Below are 15722 nucleotides of genomic sequence, written 5' to 3'. Positions count from 1 at the left end.
GTAAAGCCAAACGGCAAGCCAACGCCGCACCACGGTGCGGTGGCGGCTGCCCGCGCTTCAACCTTTGACTGGTTCTGGAGTTCACGCATATGGCTGCTTTATCGCAATCGAGTCAAACCGGGCAGGACCCGGCCAATCACCCCGTTCCACCTCAAGCCCGCATGGGCCGACTGTCCCTGACCATGGCCTGGTGGGCGGTGTGCAGTGCGATGTTCTACATCGTGGTGGGCGCTTCCCTGGCGCTGTCTTATGGCGCGCGCAATGCGCTGATCGGCATGGTCCTGTCGGTGATCAGTTATGGATTGGTCAACAGTGTGCTCAGTCGCTTCGCGATTCGCAGCGGCTTGTCGGTGGCACTGTTTTCACGCTTGCTGTTCGGCAGCACCGGGGCATGCCTGGCCACCTTGATCTTCTTTTCCACGGCGATCTATTACGCGGTGTTCGAAGGTTCGGTGATCGCCGTGGCGCTCAATCACCTGTACCCGGAACTGGTCTATCCACTGGCCGCGTTGCTGGTGGTGCTGTACAGCGTGCCGATGATCCTGGGCAGCGTGCAGCATTGGCTGGACAAGCTCAATGGCGTGCTGTTGCCGGTCTACCTGGGCGGCTTGCTGGTGGCGGTGGGGCTGTCGATCAGCCGGTATGGCTACCAGCCGCAATGGCTGGATTTCGGCCCGGCAACCCCCAGCGCCTTCGGCTGGTGGGACTGCTTTGTCGCCTACATGGGCGTTTGGGTGCTGATGCTGTTCACCTTCGACTACGCCCGGTTTGGCAAGGAAGAAGACGCCGGGTATCACGGTCGCTGGAACTTCGGCATGCCGTTCTACGCGGTGACGTTTTTGCTCAACGGCGCAGCGGGCATCTATCTGGTCAGCAGCATTCCCCATGAAGGCGCGTTGAACGAAGTGTCGGTGGTCATGGCGATCCTGCAGTTGATGGGCCTGTGGGGGCTATTTTTTGTCTGGGCCACGCAAACCCGCATCAATACCGCCAATTACTACCTGGCGACGCTCAACATGCAGGCCTTCTTCGCCCGTTTCGGAGTGCGCGGTGCGTACTGGGCATGGGCCCTGGCGGTGGGGGTGATCGTGTACGGCTTGATGCTCGCCGATGTGTTTGCCTATTTGCTCAAGGCGTTGGCCTACCAGGGCATTTTCGTGGTGGCCTGGGTCGGCGTGGCGTTGGCGCAGATTCTTTATGGGCGCAGTGACGTGGCGGCGCTGGAACGCGTGGCTGCATTCAACCCGGTGGGCCTGACGGCGTGGTTTGGCGCCACGGCAGCGGGACTCGCCCTGATGTATGGCGGTGGTGGCCTGGGCAGCTTTTCTGCTCCCTCGACCGTGGTCCTGGCGTTTGTGTTGCAGGCCGGTTTGTCACGTCGAAGCCGGTTGCGCCTGCAGGTGGCGCAGTAGAGGAGTCGTCGTATATCTCGCTACGGGTGCCTTGTCCTTACGGCACCCGCGGCAACAGCTAGCGGGTCATGACAGGCGCGATTCGCCTGTCGCGCGGTTCAAGTACCCGGCAGCAACGCCGATGCGCGAGAATACCAGCCAGGCAAACAGCAGCACGCTCACGCCAATCAGGATCGATGCGACGCCAATCAGTGGCTCGATCGACGCGAAGCCCTTCAGCCGCAGGGTCAGCGCGCCGAGCATTACCGGCACGCCCAGGTTGTACGTCCAGAACTGCACTGCAGCCGCGCGACCTTCGGTCATGCTCGGGTGCAATGCGCCGATGACGCCGAACAGTGCCATCGATACCCATCCCAACAGATTGATGTGGGCATGTACGGCGAAGAGCGAGTGGTCGCCAGAGGCACCCATCGTCACCCCCAGCATCACGCCAATGGCAAAGTAGAGTGCAGCAAGTCGAAACCAGGTCCGCGAACGGGGAGTGTGATTCATGGCATTCACCTCAAGCGCCCTGAGGCGCGCTCAGTTGCTGGAAAATCCCTGAAATCGTGATGCCCGCAGATGCCGTGCACAGGGGCGGTGGCAGATCCGGTGCCGTACGTCTATTATGAGACTCATGTCTCATTACAAGACAAGGTATCATTTATTCCATGTCCAATCCCAAGTCAAGCCCGTCGATCGGTGAGGGTCATGCACAAGGTCGCGTCAACCAGAAACTGCGCACCCGCCAGGCGCTGATCGAGGCCGCCATCGCCTTGCGCGATGAAGGTCATCAGCCCACGGTGGCGCAAGCGGCTGAGCGCGCCAGGGTGTCGCGCGCCACGGCTTATCGCTACTTTCCCACGGTCGAGGCGTTGATCAGCGAGACAGCGGCCGATCGTGACATGCCGCCACTGGAACGCATGTGGCAGCCGGGTGACGATCCGGTCAAGGGTATGGGCCTGGCGGCGAACGCGTTGAACAAACTGCTGATCGGCGACGAGATCGGCCTGCACGTGATGGAGCGCTCGTTCATGACCGTGTGGCTCGAAAGCGAGTCCCACGAGCCCCTGCGACCGGGACGACGCCTGAGCTACATCGAGCCGATTGTCGACTCGATGAAAGACGTGTTGTCACCCAAAGCGCGCAAGCGCCTGAAGCAGGCGCTGTCGATCGTCATGGGCACAGAGGCATTGATTGCCGTGCGCGATATCGGTGGCGCGAGTATCGAAGAATCACTCGCTACTACCGCCTGGGCAGCGCGGGCGCTGGTTCGCCAGGCGCTGGATGAGGATGAAAAAAAACGTCGAAAGCGAGGCTGACGACGTTGACCCGCTACTGATTGATCGTTCCCACGCGCCGCAAAGGAATGCATCCCGTGACGCTCCGCGTCACCATTGCGCGGATCCGAGTCTTGCGTTGCTGGCGGAACGCGGAGCGTCCCTGGCGGCATTCCTTTGCTGCGCGTGGGAACGATCAACGGGAGGGAGCGCCCGTCAATCCGCCTTCTCATCATCGGCCGGCACTTCAGTCCAGCTGTCATCCGGATCAAAGTGTTTCATCGCCTGCGCCAACTTTTCGCTACCAGGCCCCAGGTCTTTTTCGAAGACCTGTCCATCATGGCTGATCATGAAGCTCATCACCCCGGTTTCACCGTACTTCGCCGGCCAGGCGATCAGTGCAAAGCCTCGGCTCATCTTGTCCCCGATGAGGTAGCTGTAGGCCCCGCCCGGTGCGGAAGGGCCCTGGCCCAGCAGGATGCGGAAGCGGTAACCGTGCCAGGGCTCGCCGGCAATGGTCTTGCCAAACTCGGGACCTAACGGGCTGATCTGCCCGCTATCGTCGTCCGCCCAATAGAGTCCGTCATGCTTGCCCGGGGTGCTGAAGATTTTCTGCGCATACTCGAGTGCGCCGTCACCGTCACGATCCACCGAGGCATAGTCCATCTGGGCATCGTGATAAGCCAGCGCCGATTGCACCGCGGCCAGCTCGTTGCGGCCAATCTGCCGTGTGCGAAGCTCGGCACTGCCGGCCTTGATGTCGAAGCGCCAACCCTTCGCGTCTTTAACGATGGGGATGGGCAGAGTCCAGTGCTCACTGCCCACCGACAGGATCGCCTTGTTGTCGCCGGTTTTTTCGATCTTATGCTGCTCGTGGTATTGCTTCAAAAACGCCTCCACGTCTTCGCGTTCCGCGCCGTCGCGAGGGATGAAACTGCGCCAGTCTTCACCCAGCAACTCGGCCAGGCGTTTCTGATCGGCATTTTTCGTACCCAATGCTTCGACAAACGCTTCAGCGGCCTTTTCCGGCGTTGCAAATTCCTGCTGCGCCGTCGCCATGCACGACCAGGCCAGAGCGACTGTGAGCGCCAGGGCATGCATAAGCACGCCCTTGCGTGCCTTTACTCGAAGATGGTTATTCAACGGCGGCCCCCCCTTGAACGCGCTGCGCCGGATGGCCGACTGATCTGATGGCCGGCTGCCCGCGAGGCGTTGGGGCGCTGGAAGGAAGCCTGGCTGGCTCGGCCACGATTGGCTTGCAGGTTGGCTTGTGACGGCGAACGCGCGCCGGCGAAGGCATTGTTGCGGGCACTGCCTCTATTGACGGCCGGTGTGGCCTGGCGGTTTTGCGCCGCCTGGCGCACCTGCGAGTTGCCCTGAGCGCGTTGACTCGCCTGGTTCCTGGGCTGCTGATTCCTCGGTTGCTGATTCTCCCGGGTGTTTCTGGCAGTGCCCTGGCTGCGGTCAGCCGCCCTCGGCCTATCGGCCGCATTTGATCTATCGGCCGCCCTCGGTCTGTCTGCGCCGGCCTGCATCCGATTGCTTGCCGAGGCCCTGGACTGGGCTTCGCGCGCCCGATCACGGGCCTCAAGGTTGCTGGTGGCAGGTCGTTCGATACCGTGCCGGTCCATCGAGCTACGGGCATTTTCACGCGCCTGGGCGCGCTGGGCATTATCCCCTCGATAGGCCTGGCGCTGACTGGCTCCGCCCAGTTGCCGGCCATACTGTTCGCGGCTCCTGTTGTCCCGATAGGGCACGCCATTGCGATGCGCGGCGTTATGCTGCCACTTGTTCTGATTGTTGCTGATTCGGTTGTTGGCATTGATGTTGTTGTAGCGATTGACGTCGATGTCGACGTCGTTGTTGCCCCAGTCACATTCACCCCACAACGCACCGACGATGGCCACACCGGTACCAAACGCCAGCCCGGCCATCAGCGCCTGGCCGGGATAATAGGCGGGCGGCGGTGGATAGTAGGCAGGTGGCGACGCCGGATAGGCCCAGGTGCCGTAGGTGGTTGTCGGGTTATAGGTGGGCACATACACAACCTGCGGATCGGACGGTTGAATGATGATGGTGGAGCTGCTGCTGGCGGGGGCCTGGGCCGGTGCCTGCGTTGTGGTCGGTGCGGGTGCCGCTGGCGCAGCGTTCTGGATCGTTACGTTCTGATATTGGTTGCTCTGCAGGTTACCGGCTGCCTGGGCCTGGCGACGCAAGCGTTGCACGCCATTCATGAGGTCGTCGGGCTGCGCCAGGAAGGCGTCACCCAGGCGTTGGACCCAGACCGGATCCTGCCCCAGCGTTGCCAAGACCTGCGGGAAGGCAACCAGCGCCTGCACACTCGGGTCCCAGGGCTGGCTCGCCACTTGCTTGACCGCTTCATCGCCCTTGGCGTCCGGGTGAGCCTTCGACCAGGTAACCGCCTCGGCGACTTCCCCGGGATAGGTGGACGCCATCAATACCTGTGCCAGCAGCGGGTCCGGGTAGAGCGCGATGGGCGCGAGCATTTGATCCAGCTGTTCCTGGGTAAATACCGGGTCTTTGGCGGGCACCGTGGCCGCTGCCGTATTGGCAGGGCTGGCTGTCGGGGTGGGGGCTGTATCCGCCGCCTGCGCCACGAGGGGCGGGCTGCTCAGAAAAAACATCGCTGACAACACGTAGAAAAATGGAGTACGCATCACAGCTCCCTGTGGTCAGGCAGATTTGAAATGAGTGGATCAATGCCAGGTAAATGCAAACCGACTGTGCAAACCCGGACCTCAACTTCGACGCCGTCCATTGATAGTAGCAAACATAAAAATTCTGCCCGAAATACCTTCGGTTCCCGGACCAATAGCAGTCGATGGATGCCGCTCAGTGCAGTGAACACGAAAAAGCCCGGCTGATCAGGCCGGGCTTTTTGCGGGTGCGGTGCAGCGATGGGGTCAGGCGACAGTGTTGCCTTGCAGGCGGTCGGAGCCATCGGCGGCGACGGTGTTGCCTTGCAGGCGGTCGGAGCCATCGGCGGCGACGGTGTTGCCTTGCAGGCGGTCGGAGCCATCGGCAGCGACGGTGTTGCCTTGCAGGCGGTCGGAGCCATCGGCGGCGACGGTGTTGCCTTGCAGGCGGTCGGAGCCATCGGCGGCGACGGTGTTGCCTTGCAGGCGGTCCGAACCATCGGCAACGACGCGATTCTCGATCAAGCGATCCGAACCACCCTCTGCCACCCGGCTTTCAATCAGACGATCCGAGCCACCTTCAGCGACAACAGGCTGAACAGAGGTAGCGGCAAAAGCGTTAACTGCGAAAACCGAGAAAGCGATGCTGAGGAGGGTTTGGCGTTTCATGATCGTGTGCTCCAGGGTGTAGTTGGTTGGTATGGAGCTGATGTTACGCCGTGGAGTTTTTAAGAGAATTTCATTGACGTGATGGTGAACATCGACGCTATTGATAGGGCCAGCGCGAGCCCCCTGGTCAGCGTGATGATATGGCACGGAGCATTGATTACATTGCGTATCAACTGTAATGCGCGATCACACCGTTATCATCAATGCCAATCGCCCATAGAGTCAGCCTGACGATTTTGTTTATGGCGTAGTCAAGGTGCCTCTCATGGTTCACATTATGAAAACAACTGCCCTGGCAGCACTTCTTGTCGCAAGTGCAGCCATGCCGCACGTTCAGGCACAACCCTTGCCACTGGATAAAACCGCTGCCTTGCGTAATGAAGACGTGGAATGGCGCAGCTTCCCCGCCTTCCCCAAAGAGGTAAAACTGGCTGTTATCGCCGGCGACCCGAGCAAGCCAGCACCCTATGTGGTACGAGTCAAAGTGCCCAACGGCATTCGATTAATGCCCCATACTCATCCTGAAGATCGTATCTACACCGTCATGTCCGGTGTTTTCTATATTGGCTTCGGAACGGTTTTCGATCCGGACAAACTGGTTGCCTACGGGCCGGGCAGCGTCGTGATACTCCCGGCCAATACGCCGCATTTCCATTGGGCAAAATCAGGAGAGTACATCTCGCAGGTCTACGGGACGGGGCCGTTGGGGCTTGAGTATGTGGACAGCCGTGACGATCCTCGCTAATCCTGTAGGAGCCGGCTTGCTGGCGATCGCGTACGTGCAGTCGACACTAATGTCGCCTGATGAACTGCGATCGCCAGCAAGCCGGCTCCTACAGCGCATATCCAGGTTGCAAGGGGTTGGACATGCAAAGCACGGGGATCAGGTCTGGGGCAAGTTTACAGTGTTATCGTCAACGACCATCGCGAGCATGCTCGCTCCTACATGCTAATGCCCGATCCTCCCAATTCTTTCGGTACATCCTTGAACTTCGGTAATCCATCTTCAATACGCAACACCGACTCCTGATAATGCACATGAACCCCTGGCGTGTACTCAAGATCCGGGATGAGCGCAGCATACACATCGATGAGTCCCATCCCCGGGTGCTCGGTGAAGAGATGTCCGCCGCACGTCTTGCACCACTTGCGGTAACTCTGTGGTGTCTTGTTGTAGGTGCCGATGTTGTCGGCGCCCCGAGTCACTTGCACCGCCTCCGGTTTCCACAGGGTGAAGGCATTGACCGGCCCCGCCGACCAGTGCCGGCACGACTCGCAATGGCAATAGCCCATCGCGGCCGGCTCACCGCTGACGGTGAACTCGACTGCACCGCAAAAACAACTGCCTTTGTAAGACTGTTCAATGTTCATGGCATGACTCCTTGATCAATGGTCAGGCTATAGCTCGCACAAACGTTACCTGTCTTCACCCGTCGATGTAGCGCACCGCTGTCGCCGGCGTGCGTCGCACCTGCAGGTCGAAAATGTCCGGGCGTGCATAGTGCCCGGTGACGTCGAGCGCCCGCCGTGCAGGGGCCACGAGTGAGACGTCGATGTCCGCATACAGAATGCCTGCCTCTCGGTGCAATGGGCCGGCCACGATCCGGCCTTGGGGATTGACCACTACCGAGTCGCCGTCGTTGATCCATTCGTCTGGATCGGCAAACAGTTGCGCACGGGACGGGAAGTCGTCAGGGACGTCGCTGCCGCGCAGTGCGGTGCCACTGCCAAGCACCCAGCAGCGGCCTTCGAGGGCAATGTGACGCATCGTACTGATCCAGCCCTCGCCAGTGTCGTAAGTGGGCGCGACATAGATTTCCACCCCTTGGGCATACAGCGCGTAGCGCGCCAGCGGCATGTAGTTTTCCCAGCAGATGAGCGCTCCCACGCGGCCGACGGGTGTATCCACCGCGCGCAACCCGGACGCATCACCAAAGCCATGCACCATGCGCTCGGGATTGGTGGGCATCAGTTTGCGGTGTCGGTTGAGCACGGCGCCGTTCACGCCGATAACGACTACGCTGTTATAGAGCGTGCCCCCTCCATTGCGCCGGTCGCATTCATTGATGCCGCACACGATCGTCACCGCGTGAATCCTGGCCGCCTCGCACAATTGGCACAGGTCACCGTTCACAATATCAACGGCATTGGCCAGCAGCCGCGTATGCAACTGGCCGATGACAGCGCCGTCCTTTCCCGCCGCCAGCCGCCAGATCCACGACGGGTAACCTGGAATGAACGATTCGGGCAGAACAATCAGCGAAGCTCCCGCCGTCGCGGCCTCAGAGACCGATTGCACGGCCCGGGCGATCGTCGCACTGCGATCGAGCAGCACGGGCGGGCGCTGAATAATGGCGATCTTGGTCATGATGTTCTCCTGGGGCGGTTGGCTGTCGGAGACTTGAGCGTGCGCGTGGCGAAGTCGCGGGGCTAGTTCAATATCTGAAGCGTTGCAGCGATGGGAGTGCAGGCAATGAACGAAAGCTACGGTCAGTTCTGCACGGTCGCGCGCGGTGCCGAGGCACTGTGCGAGCGCTGGACACCCTTGGTCGTGCGCGAACTGTTGTGCGGCAGCAAACGCTTCAATGAACTGCACCGCGGCGTCCCCCGGATGTCCACCGGCTTGCTGGCACAGCGGCTGCGCCATCTGGAAGAAATCGGCGTGGTGCATCGCACCGCGGTTGGCAAAGTCTGGGAGTACAGCCTGACCGAGGCGGGCGAGGAATTGCGCCCCATCATCATGGCGCTGGGGCATTGGGGCGCGCGCTGGATCGGCAGTCGCCTGCGCGATGACCAGCTCGACGCGGGCCTGCTCATGTGGGACGTGCGCCGGTTCGTGCGTCTCGAGACGTTTCCGTCCCGGCCGGTGGTTATCCAGTTCAAGTTTCGCGATGCGCGGTCCGGCGAGCAAGCGTGGTGGCTGGTGGTCGAGGAGGGTGTGGCAGACCTGTGCCGCGACGACCCCGGGCGTGAGTTGACGCTCGTTGTGGATTCAAGCGTGCGTGCCTTGACCGAGGTATGGGCGGGCGACCGCACACCGCGGGAGGTGCTTGAGTCGCGAGAGCTGCGTGTGGATGGCGCAGCGCAGGATGCGCAAAACCTGTGGCGCTGGCTGGGTACGAGCGCGTTTGCCAGTACCCGGAGCTCGGCGCGTTAGCCGTTCAAGTAAAACGAGCGGCTACAGCCCACTGAACATCCCGATAATCACGGCATTGACCAGGTCAATGAAGAATCCGCACACCAGCGGCACGATCAGAAAGGCCTGGTGAGCCGCACCGTACTTCTGGGTCACGGTCGTCATATTGACGATGGCTGTCGCGGTGGAACCCAGCGCAATACCACCGAAGCCTGAAGCGATCACGCTGGCTTCGTAATTGCGGCCCATGAAGCGAAAGACCAGAAAATACGTATAGAGCACGGTCAACAGGATCTGCAGGGTCAATGCGCAGGCAATGAATAGCAGCGCGCCGCTGAGCTGCCACAACTGCAAGCCCATCAACGCCATGGTCAGGAACATGCCCAGGCAGACATCGGAAATCAGCGACAGGCCCTGGCTGGCGCCGCTCCAGGATTTCAGGCGCTGCTCGCCGATCAGCCCCCGGACGAGGTGGTGAATGACGATACCGGCGAACAGACAACTGACGAACTTGGGCAGGGTGATCCCGCTGTCGACCAGCAGCAGGTTGAGCCCATAACCGAGCATCAAGGTCAAATTGAGCCACATCCACGCCCAGAGCACGTCGTAGTAGTCCAATGGCTTGCTTTGCTGTTGTTCGAGGATGCCGATTTCCAGCGCCGCATCCCCGGATGGCGTCAGTTGATGGCGACGGATCAGGCGGTTGGCGATAGGGCCGCCGATCACACAAGCGGCAATCAGGCCAACGGTGTTGCTGGCGATCCCCAATTCGTGCGCGTTCTGGATGCCCAGCCTTTCGACGAACAGCGGTGCCCAGGCCAGGGTCGTGCCGACCCCTCCGGTGAGGGAAATCGAGCCCACCATCAGGCCAGCCTTGGGATCAAGCCCGAAAACCTCGGCCATGCCCATGCCCAGCGCGTTCTGCAGGAAAATGAACACCGCAGCGAGCACCAGCAGGATCAGCAGTGGTCGCCCACCCTTGATCAGCTGGCGCATGTCCGACCTCAAGCCGATACCGGCAAAGAAATAGAGCAGCATGGTGTCGCGAACTTGTAGATCGAACTCGACCTGGATGTTGAGACCGAAGTACAACAGACTCGTGACCGCCGCACACACAAAGCCGCCGACCACCGATTCTGGAATACAGTATTGACGCAGCAAGGTGCTGTGCTGGACCAGCGTCTTGCCCAGGAAGAGCAGCAGGATGGCCAGGGTGAAGCTCACCAGTCCATGAACAGCGAAGAGTTGGGCGGTCATCTATAGCCTATTGAAAAACCTCAAAAAAATATTATCCAGTGTCGATCGCACGGTTTTGCGACCTGGATCAATGAAAGTACAGATCGCCGATGAATCCGGATGCGGTCAAGGCCCGGGTTCGGCGAAGTGAGTCAAGCACCTGATCCCGGAACACGCAATCGCCGGAGCAGGGGAGCGTACCCTTGAGACTGACCTGGAGCCTTGCATGAAAGTTGGCGTGATCTCCGATACCCATGGCCAGCTCCGCAACGAAGCACTCGCGGCGTTGCAGGGCTGTGAACGAATCATTCATGCCGGCGACATCGGAAAGCCGCAAGTACTCGAACAACTGGCGTTGATTGCGCCACTGCATGTCGTGCGCGGGAACAATGACCTGGCAGCTGCGTGGGCGGAACATCTCGCCGACCACCTGAGTTTCGAACTTGAGGGATGGCAGACGTTGCTGGTGCATGACATTGCCGATGCACCGGCAGTGCTGGCGCCAGGCACGAGGCTGGTGATTACCGGGCATTCCCACAAGCCGTGCATTGAGTGGCGCGGTGAACGGCTGTACCTCAATCCAGGCAGTGCAGGGCCGCGACGGTTCAAGTTACCGGTGACATTGGCGTTGCTTGACGTGCAAGAGGGGTCGATTGAACCGCGTCTGGTTTCGTTGCTGGAGTGTGGGTTTTCTTAGAGGCGGGTGTTGCATGTCTTTGATAAAGAGGGCAACAAGCAAGGCTGAATTGAGGGGGTAGAGGGGGCAATGGAATGCCCCATTTAAAAATCTTCTGCCTCGGGCGCCCGAAAGGCCTTGCTGTAGAAACCGGACTGGTCGAAACAGCAGACCTGCTTCTTGCCGGATGCAAGCATATCGCAGGCATCACCTATTCGTTTTGCGCGCGTCTTGAGTTGCTTGGCTGAAGTAATCCAGTGTATCCAGTCTACCCGTGCGAGGGTCGTCGTATTCTTCCAGACTTCATGAGCCTGTGGAGTGGATGCCAGTGCCTCCTGAAAATCTGCGGGGATCTCAGGCTCGGGTTCCTTTTTCACGGGGGTCAGCTCGAGGGTGACGACATCCCCAACGGCCGCGCCTGCGGCTGCGAGTAGCTCGCCACTGACCTGCAACCAATGGCTCAACTGACCGTCCGGCTCAAGGGTTGCCTGGAAAGGGTGCCCATTGATTGTGCCTTCAACGGTCGTCCTACCTCGCCTCGGAAGTAGTTCACTCACTTCTCTTGGCAGCACTACGAACGCCCACGACGTATCATTACCAGGCTTTGTCGGACGAAGAAGTTTTGCTTCGAATCGGGATTTCATCATCACGGCCTCCTTACCGCAAAGTCTAAGTTCGCACCTGGTGGCCCATATCAGCGGTTATTGCGCAAGATGAAGAAATTCAAAGCGCCGGCCAGGCAAAGCCACACTAGATATGGAAACAGGATCAAGCCGGTGATGACATCAAGCCGCAAAGCCAGAACCACCATTACAGCGACCACAAGCCAAAGCAGCGTGAGGATCACCATGCTGGCGAGAATACGTTGAGCGCCGAAAAACACCGGCGTCCACAGCGTATTCAGTGCAATCTGCGCGGCCCACAAAGCCAGCACTACCTGACTATCAGGTATCTGGGTCAGGCGATACCCAGCCCAGGCGAGCAACAGGTAAATAGTCGTCCAGGCGACTGGAAACAGCCAGTTGGGCGGCGTGAAACCGGGTTTGGCGAGAGATTCGTACCACTGGCCCGGTTGGAAAAAAATGCCTGTGCTGGCCGCAGCCCCGCAGGCCAGGAGAAAAATGTAAAAAGTCATCACTATTCCTTTGTGGAGTTCCGTGTCTTGAGTTGCGAAGGCATGTCCGCAGCATTAAGTAGAAGACGCTTTGTGAAGAGAATAGTTTGGGTTTGCGGATGGCATTTTTCTGCTGACCGAAAGTGAGCCAATAATCACGATTTTTCAGCATTACCGAGGTGTGTTTATGAACAACGTCAAAAAGGTGGTCATCGAGGACTGGGAGGGTGATGGCTGCATTCGTATCCCAGATGAGACATTGCAGGAGATGGGAGTCGACGTCGGAGACACCCTCTACCTGATCGAAGAGTATGTGGGTACGACTCGCTGTGTCGTGCTCAGTAAGACCCCACGAGTCGCTGATCGCACCGATGAGCTGGTCAGGTATTGGAGTGAAAACTAGAGTGCCTGGACTATCTGGTCCTCACAATGTCCTTCGCTTATGAGCAAACGAGTAAGGCGGTTTTGCAAAAAAATCTGAAAAACTGACGACCAACGGGTGCCTTCTAATCGTAACTATAGGTATTTAATAAGTTTTTTTGAGTTCGTGCTTGACGCCCCAGCAGTAAAAAACGTTTAATTGCGCCGCGGCCCAGATAGCTCAGTCGGTAGAGCAGGGGATTGAAAATCCCCGTGTCGGCGGTTCGATTCCGTCTCTGGGCACCACCTTTCGCTTTCAGGTGGCTTCAACACCACCCGAAACACCCCAAGAAACCCGCCTTGTGCGGGTTTTTTGTTATCTGCGTTTTTTATTTACTCCGCCGCCTGCGCCCGCAAGCGCCGCCCAATCACGTCCATCAAGTCACAACCATCACGCAACGGAATCGCCAGCAGCTTGGAAAAGTCCGACAATACCACCGTATCGCAACCAATCTCGGCGCGAAAGGCGATGTTCTCCAGTACCTGCGTCACCGTGCGAATGCGGTAATCCGCCATGGCTTGCAGAACGTCGAGTGGGGCTTGGGTGTCGATGAGCAGGGAGGCCGGGATCAGGTCGATTCCGGTGAGGGGCATATATCGATTCATTTGAAGATCTCTGTTTGATTGGCTCAAGGCCGTCACTCAGTCGTCGCCAAACGAATGGGTGGCAGCTGTGCGCAGGTTGGCGAACCGGCACAGAGAAAACCGGCAGACCCGAAAGTCTCCCGCGCACAGCCGCCATAACAGCGGCTTTGCGGGTGCGATGATACCTGCAATGAAGCGGATAGCCTTCGCATTCTCTGTGATCAGGTCGCCAAACCTGAATCGCCATTTGGGCGACGAGGCTGACTATAAACCCCAGAGGATCAACGCGGTAGGTGAGGTATTCCGAGCTTTATGTAGGACCTGCGACGATGAAACTTCAGACCTTTCCCATCACTTCGCTGGAAATCCAAACACAGACCTGAGATGGTCATCGCCCGTTGGTTTCCGCCACCGAAGCTATCCTCAATCAACACGCCCGCCGTCGAGATGGACCTCTACCCAATGCAAACCCCAGCCCAACCGCAACGCGCCCTCTGGAAAACCTACCTGCTGTTCCTCGCCCCCATGGTTCTGTCCAATTTCCTGCAATCCATGTCTGGCACCGTCAACAGCATCTACATCGGCCAGATGCTCGGCACCCAGGCTCTGGCGGCCGTGTCCGGCATGTTCCCCATCGTGTTCTTTTTCATCGCCCTGGTCATCGGCCTCGGTGCGGGGGCGGGTGTGTTGATCGGGCAAGCGTGGGGGGCACGGGAGACGCATTTGGTGAAGGCGATTGCCGGGTCGACGTTGTTGTTGGGGTTGTTGATCGGGTTGGTGGCAGCCGTGGTGGGTAGTGTGTTCGCACGGTCTTCCTTGGTGGGGTTGGGGACACCGGGGGATGTGCTGGACGATGCGGTGGCGTATGCGCATGTGATGTTGTGGTTCATGCCGACGCTGTTGGTGTTTGTGTTGTTCACGCAGTTGTTGCGCGGGGTGAGTGATACGTTGTCGCCGTTGTTGGCGCTGGTGGTGTCGACCTGTATCGGCCTGGCACTGACGCCGGCGTTGATTCGTGGCTGGTTGGGCTTGCCGCCGATGGGGATTCAGAGTGCGGCGTTTGCCGGCTTGGCGGGCAACCTGGCGGCGATGGGGTGGCTGGCGTGGCGCTTGATTCGCAAGGGCCATCCGTTGGCGCCGGACCGGGAATTTTTTGCGGCAATGAAGCTGGACATGGCGATTCTAGGCAAGGTGTTGCGCATCGGTTTGCCCACCGGGTTGCAGATGGTGGTGTTGTCGTTGTCGGAGCTGGTGATCCTGGCGCTGGTGAACCAGCACGGTTCCCAGGCGACGGCGGCGTACGGCGCGGTGACGCAGATCGTCAATTACGTGCAGTTCCCGGCGCTGTCGATTGCGATCACGGCGTCGATCCTCGGCGCGCAGGCGATCGGGGCCGGGCGCATCGAGCGGATCGGACCGATCCTGCGCACGGGGTTGATGATCAACGTGTGCCTGACCGGTGGGTTGGTGGTGTTGGGGTATCTGCTGTCGCACTGGTTGCTGGGCTCGTTCCTCACTGAGGACGCGACGCGCAGCATGGCTGAGCACTTGTTGCACATCATGCTCTGGAGCCTGTTGGTGTTCGGCTTCCAGGCGATCATCGGCGGCATCATGCGCGCCAGCGGCACGGTGATGGTGCCGGTGGCGATTTCGATTGTGTGCGTGGTGGGCGTGCAGTTGCCGGTGGCGTATCTGCTGGATGCGCGGTTTGGGTTGCAAGGGGTGTGGATGGCGTTTCCGGTGGCGTATCTGGGGATGCTGGCGTTGCAGACGCTGTACTACAAGCTGGTGTGGCAGCATCAGAAGATTGAGCGGCTGGTGTAGGGAGGCGCCAAGATCGCAGCCTTCGGCAGCTCCTTCATTAGCCACTGCCAACGTTGATCCATGCCGCGTCGGAGCCTGTGGGAGATTGTTGTCTGAGTACATATCCATTGCTGCGGTAACGGCCACCTATGGTTCCGCTTTTACAGCGGGTAACTTTGAAAAGCGCAAAGTAACCAAACGCTCTTGCCCCACCACTCGGTGCCTCGCTTAGGCTCGGCATGCCCTCTCTCCGGCATTGCTCCGTGGGTCGCCGCGATGGGCCATCCATGGCCCAGCGCGGCTAAACCGGCGTCCTGCCGGTTTCCCCACTGCGCAATGCCTGCGTTCGGCCATCGTGGTTAACGGGGCGCCTGCGATCAAAAGCAAAGCGAGGCGGCCTTAAAGCCGACCTGACTGTTATGGGTGCACCTGGATCCCCTGTAGGAGCGAGCCTGCTCCGGGCGGCGTTCCGACGATGGTCGTCAACGATAACGCGGGGTACCTGTCAGCCCGCGCTGCTCTCAGGTTTTTCGCGAGCATGCTCGCTCCTACAGGGGATCGCGGACAAGCCTGCAATCAGGTCGGCTGTCAGGCCGCCTCGCTTTTGATTGTGATCTGGCTTTTGATGTTCTTGCCCCCTCACGCCCTGAGCCTGTCCGTCAACCTGTGACGACCTCCATCGGCGCTTCTACCAACGTCGATCCACGCCGCGTCAAAGCCTGCAAGTAAGCCTTTTCGTCATAGAAGGTGCTGGT

The 15722-nt window shown here is 59.7% G+C and carries 17 protein-coding genes and 1 tRNA gene; 8 read left to right on the top strand and 10 right to left on the bottom strand.

Translation table 11 applies throughout. The features are described from left to right. The first annotated feature begins 89 nt into the window (after positions 1 to 89). Positions 90 to 1412 (top strand): purine-cytosine permease family protein, encoded by a 1323-nt coding sequence (locus CGA21_RS26535; RefSeq protein ID WP_188265386.1) that lies wholly within the window; start codon positions 90 to 92, stop codon positions 1410 to 1412. A 66-nt stretch (positions 1413 to 1478) separates the two neighbouring features. On the opposite strand, the gene CGA21_RS26530 is transcribed toward CGA21_RS26535, so the two are convergent. Then, on the bottom strand, positions 1479 to 1904 hold the full coding sequence (locus CGA21_RS26530; RefSeq protein WP_110754952.1) for a hypothetical protein: 426 nt from the start codon (positions 1902 to 1904) through the stop codon (positions 1479 to 1481). A gap of 158 nt (positions 1905 to 2062) precedes the next feature. Here CGA21_RS26530 and CGA21_RS26525 point away from each other — a divergent pair, with 158 nt between their 5' ends. Continuing rightward, positions 2063 to 2713 (top strand): TetR/AcrR family transcriptional regulator, encoded by a 651-nt coding sequence (locus CGA21_RS26525; RefSeq protein ID WP_110754951.1) that lies wholly within the window; start codon positions 2063 to 2065, stop codon positions 2711 to 2713. 174 nt (positions 2714 to 2887) lie between these two features. Here the strand turns inward: CGA21_RS26525 and CGA21_RS26520 are convergent, their stop codons facing one another. The 3 genes from CGA21_RS26520 to CGA21_RS26510 all read right to left on the bottom strand — a co-directional run bounded on the left by CGA21_RS26520 (position 2888) and on the right by CGA21_RS26510 (position 5997). After that, positions 2888 to 3772 carry a DUF2950 domain-containing protein gene (locus CGA21_RS26520; RefSeq protein ID WP_188265409.1) on the bottom strand — a complete coding sequence of 295 codons (885 nt, stop codon included), beginning with the start codon at positions 3770 to 3772 and terminating at the stop codon, positions 2888 to 2890. Positions 3773 to 3810: 38 nt separating this feature from the next. Next, positions 3811 to 5349 (bottom strand): DUF3300 domain-containing protein, encoded by a 1539-nt coding sequence (locus tag CGA21_RS26515; RefSeq protein ID WP_188265385.1) that lies wholly within the window; start codon positions 5347 to 5349, stop codon positions 3811 to 3813. Between the two features lie 246 nt (positions 5350 to 5595). Further along, on the bottom strand, positions 5596 to 5997 hold the full coding sequence (locus tag CGA21_RS26510; protein WP_188265384.1) for a hypothetical protein: 402 nt from the start codon (positions 5995 to 5997) through the stop codon (positions 5596 to 5598). A 265-nt stretch (positions 5998 to 6262) separates the two neighbouring features. Here CGA21_RS26510 and CGA21_RS26505 point away from each other — a divergent pair, with 265 nt between their 5' ends. After that, positions 6263 to 6742, top strand: a complete 480-nt coding sequence (locus CGA21_RS26505) for a cupin domain-containing protein (protein ID WP_218278492.1) — start codon at positions 6263 to 6265, stop codon at positions 6740 to 6742. 197 nt (positions 6743 to 6939) lie between these two features. On the opposite strand, the gene CGA21_RS26500 is transcribed toward CGA21_RS26505, so the two are convergent. Both CGA21_RS26500 and CGA21_RS26495 read right to left on the bottom strand, forming a co-directional pair. Further along, positions 6940 to 7368, bottom strand: coding sequence for a GFA family protein (locus tag CGA21_RS26500; protein ID WP_110754947.1), 429 nt, complete (start codon positions 7366 to 7368; stop codon positions 6940 to 6942). Between the two features lie 55 nt (positions 7369 to 7423). Then, positions 7424 to 8365, bottom strand: coding sequence for a carbon-nitrogen hydrolase family protein (locus CGA21_RS26495; protein ID WP_033042939.1), 942 nt, complete (start codon positions 8363 to 8365; stop codon positions 7424 to 7426). A 105-nt stretch (positions 8366 to 8470) separates the two neighbouring features. Between CGA21_RS26495 and CGA21_RS26490 the strand changes: the two genes are divergently transcribed. Further along, positions 8471 to 9154: a winged helix-turn-helix transcriptional regulator gene (locus tag CGA21_RS26490; RefSeq protein WP_110754945.1), complete on the top strand. Its 684-nt coding sequence runs from the start codon at positions 8471 to 8473 to the stop codon at positions 9152 to 9154. 21 nt (positions 9155 to 9175) lie between these two features. Here CGA21_RS26490 and gltS read toward each other — a convergent pair whose 3' ends face one another. Further along, positions 9176 to 10390, bottom strand: a complete 1215-nt coding sequence (gene gltS / locus CGA21_RS26485) for a sodium/glutamate symporter (protein ID WP_110754944.1) — start codon at positions 10388 to 10390, stop codon at positions 9176 to 9178. Positions 10391 to 10595: 205 nt separating this feature from the next. Between gltS and CGA21_RS26480 the strand changes: the two genes are divergently transcribed. After that, positions 10596 to 11066: a metallophosphoesterase family protein gene (locus tag CGA21_RS26480; protein WP_110754943.1), complete on the top strand. Its 471-nt coding sequence runs from the start codon at positions 10596 to 10598 to the stop codon at positions 11064 to 11066. 83 nt (positions 11067 to 11149) lie between these two features. Here the strand turns inward: CGA21_RS26480 and CGA21_RS26475 are convergent, their stop codons facing one another. Together CGA21_RS26475 and tspO are read right to left on the bottom strand one after the other, a co-directional pair. Continuing rightward, complete coding sequence (locus CGA21_RS26475) at positions 11150 to 11692, bottom strand: YdeI/OmpD-associated family protein (protein WP_188265383.1); 543 nt, start codon at positions 11690 to 11692, stop codon at positions 11150 to 11152. A 47-nt stretch (positions 11693 to 11739) separates the two neighbouring features. After that, on the bottom strand, positions 11740 to 12180 hold the full coding sequence (gene tspO, locus CGA21_RS26470) for a tryptophan-rich sensory protein TspO (protein ID WP_033041482.1): 441 nt from the start codon (positions 12178 to 12180) through the stop codon (positions 11740 to 11742). Positions 12181 to 12346: 166 nt separating this feature from the next. Between tspO and CGA21_RS26465 the strand changes: the two genes are divergently transcribed. Continuing rightward, positions 12347 to 12562 carry a hypothetical protein gene (locus CGA21_RS26465; RefSeq protein WP_033041483.1) on the top strand — a complete coding sequence of 72 codons (216 nt, stop codon included), beginning with the start codon at positions 12347 to 12349 and terminating at the stop codon, positions 12560 to 12562. 187 nt (positions 12563 to 12749) lie between these two features. Beyond that, positions 12750 to 12825 (top strand) — tRNA-Phe (locus CGA21_RS26460). A gap of 87 nt (positions 12826 to 12912) precedes the next feature. Here CGA21_RS26460 and CGA21_RS26455 read toward each other — a convergent pair. Beyond that, on the bottom strand, positions 12913 to 13185 hold the full coding sequence (locus tag CGA21_RS26455; protein ID WP_129442062.1) for a hypothetical protein: 273 nt from the start codon (positions 13183 to 13185) through the stop codon (positions 12913 to 12915). 441 nt (positions 13186 to 13626) lie between these two features. Here CGA21_RS26455 and CGA21_RS26450 point away from each other — a divergent pair, with 441 nt between their 5' ends. Continuing rightward, complete coding sequence (locus CGA21_RS26450) at positions 13627 to 14988, top strand: MATE family efflux transporter (RefSeq protein ID WP_033044603.1); 1362 nt, start codon at positions 13627 to 13629, stop codon at positions 14986 to 14988. The last annotated feature ends 734 nt before the right edge of the window (positions 14989 to 15722 follow it).

Origin of the sequence: Pseudomonas sp. PSB11 (assembly GCF_014596605.1) — a bacterium.
In the GTDB taxonomy this organism is placed as follows: domain Bacteria; phylum Pseudomonadota; class Gammaproteobacteria; order Pseudomonadales; family Pseudomonadaceae; genus Aquipseudomonas; species Aquipseudomonas umsongensis.
This window is presented reverse-complemented; position numbering and strand designations above follow the sequence as displayed.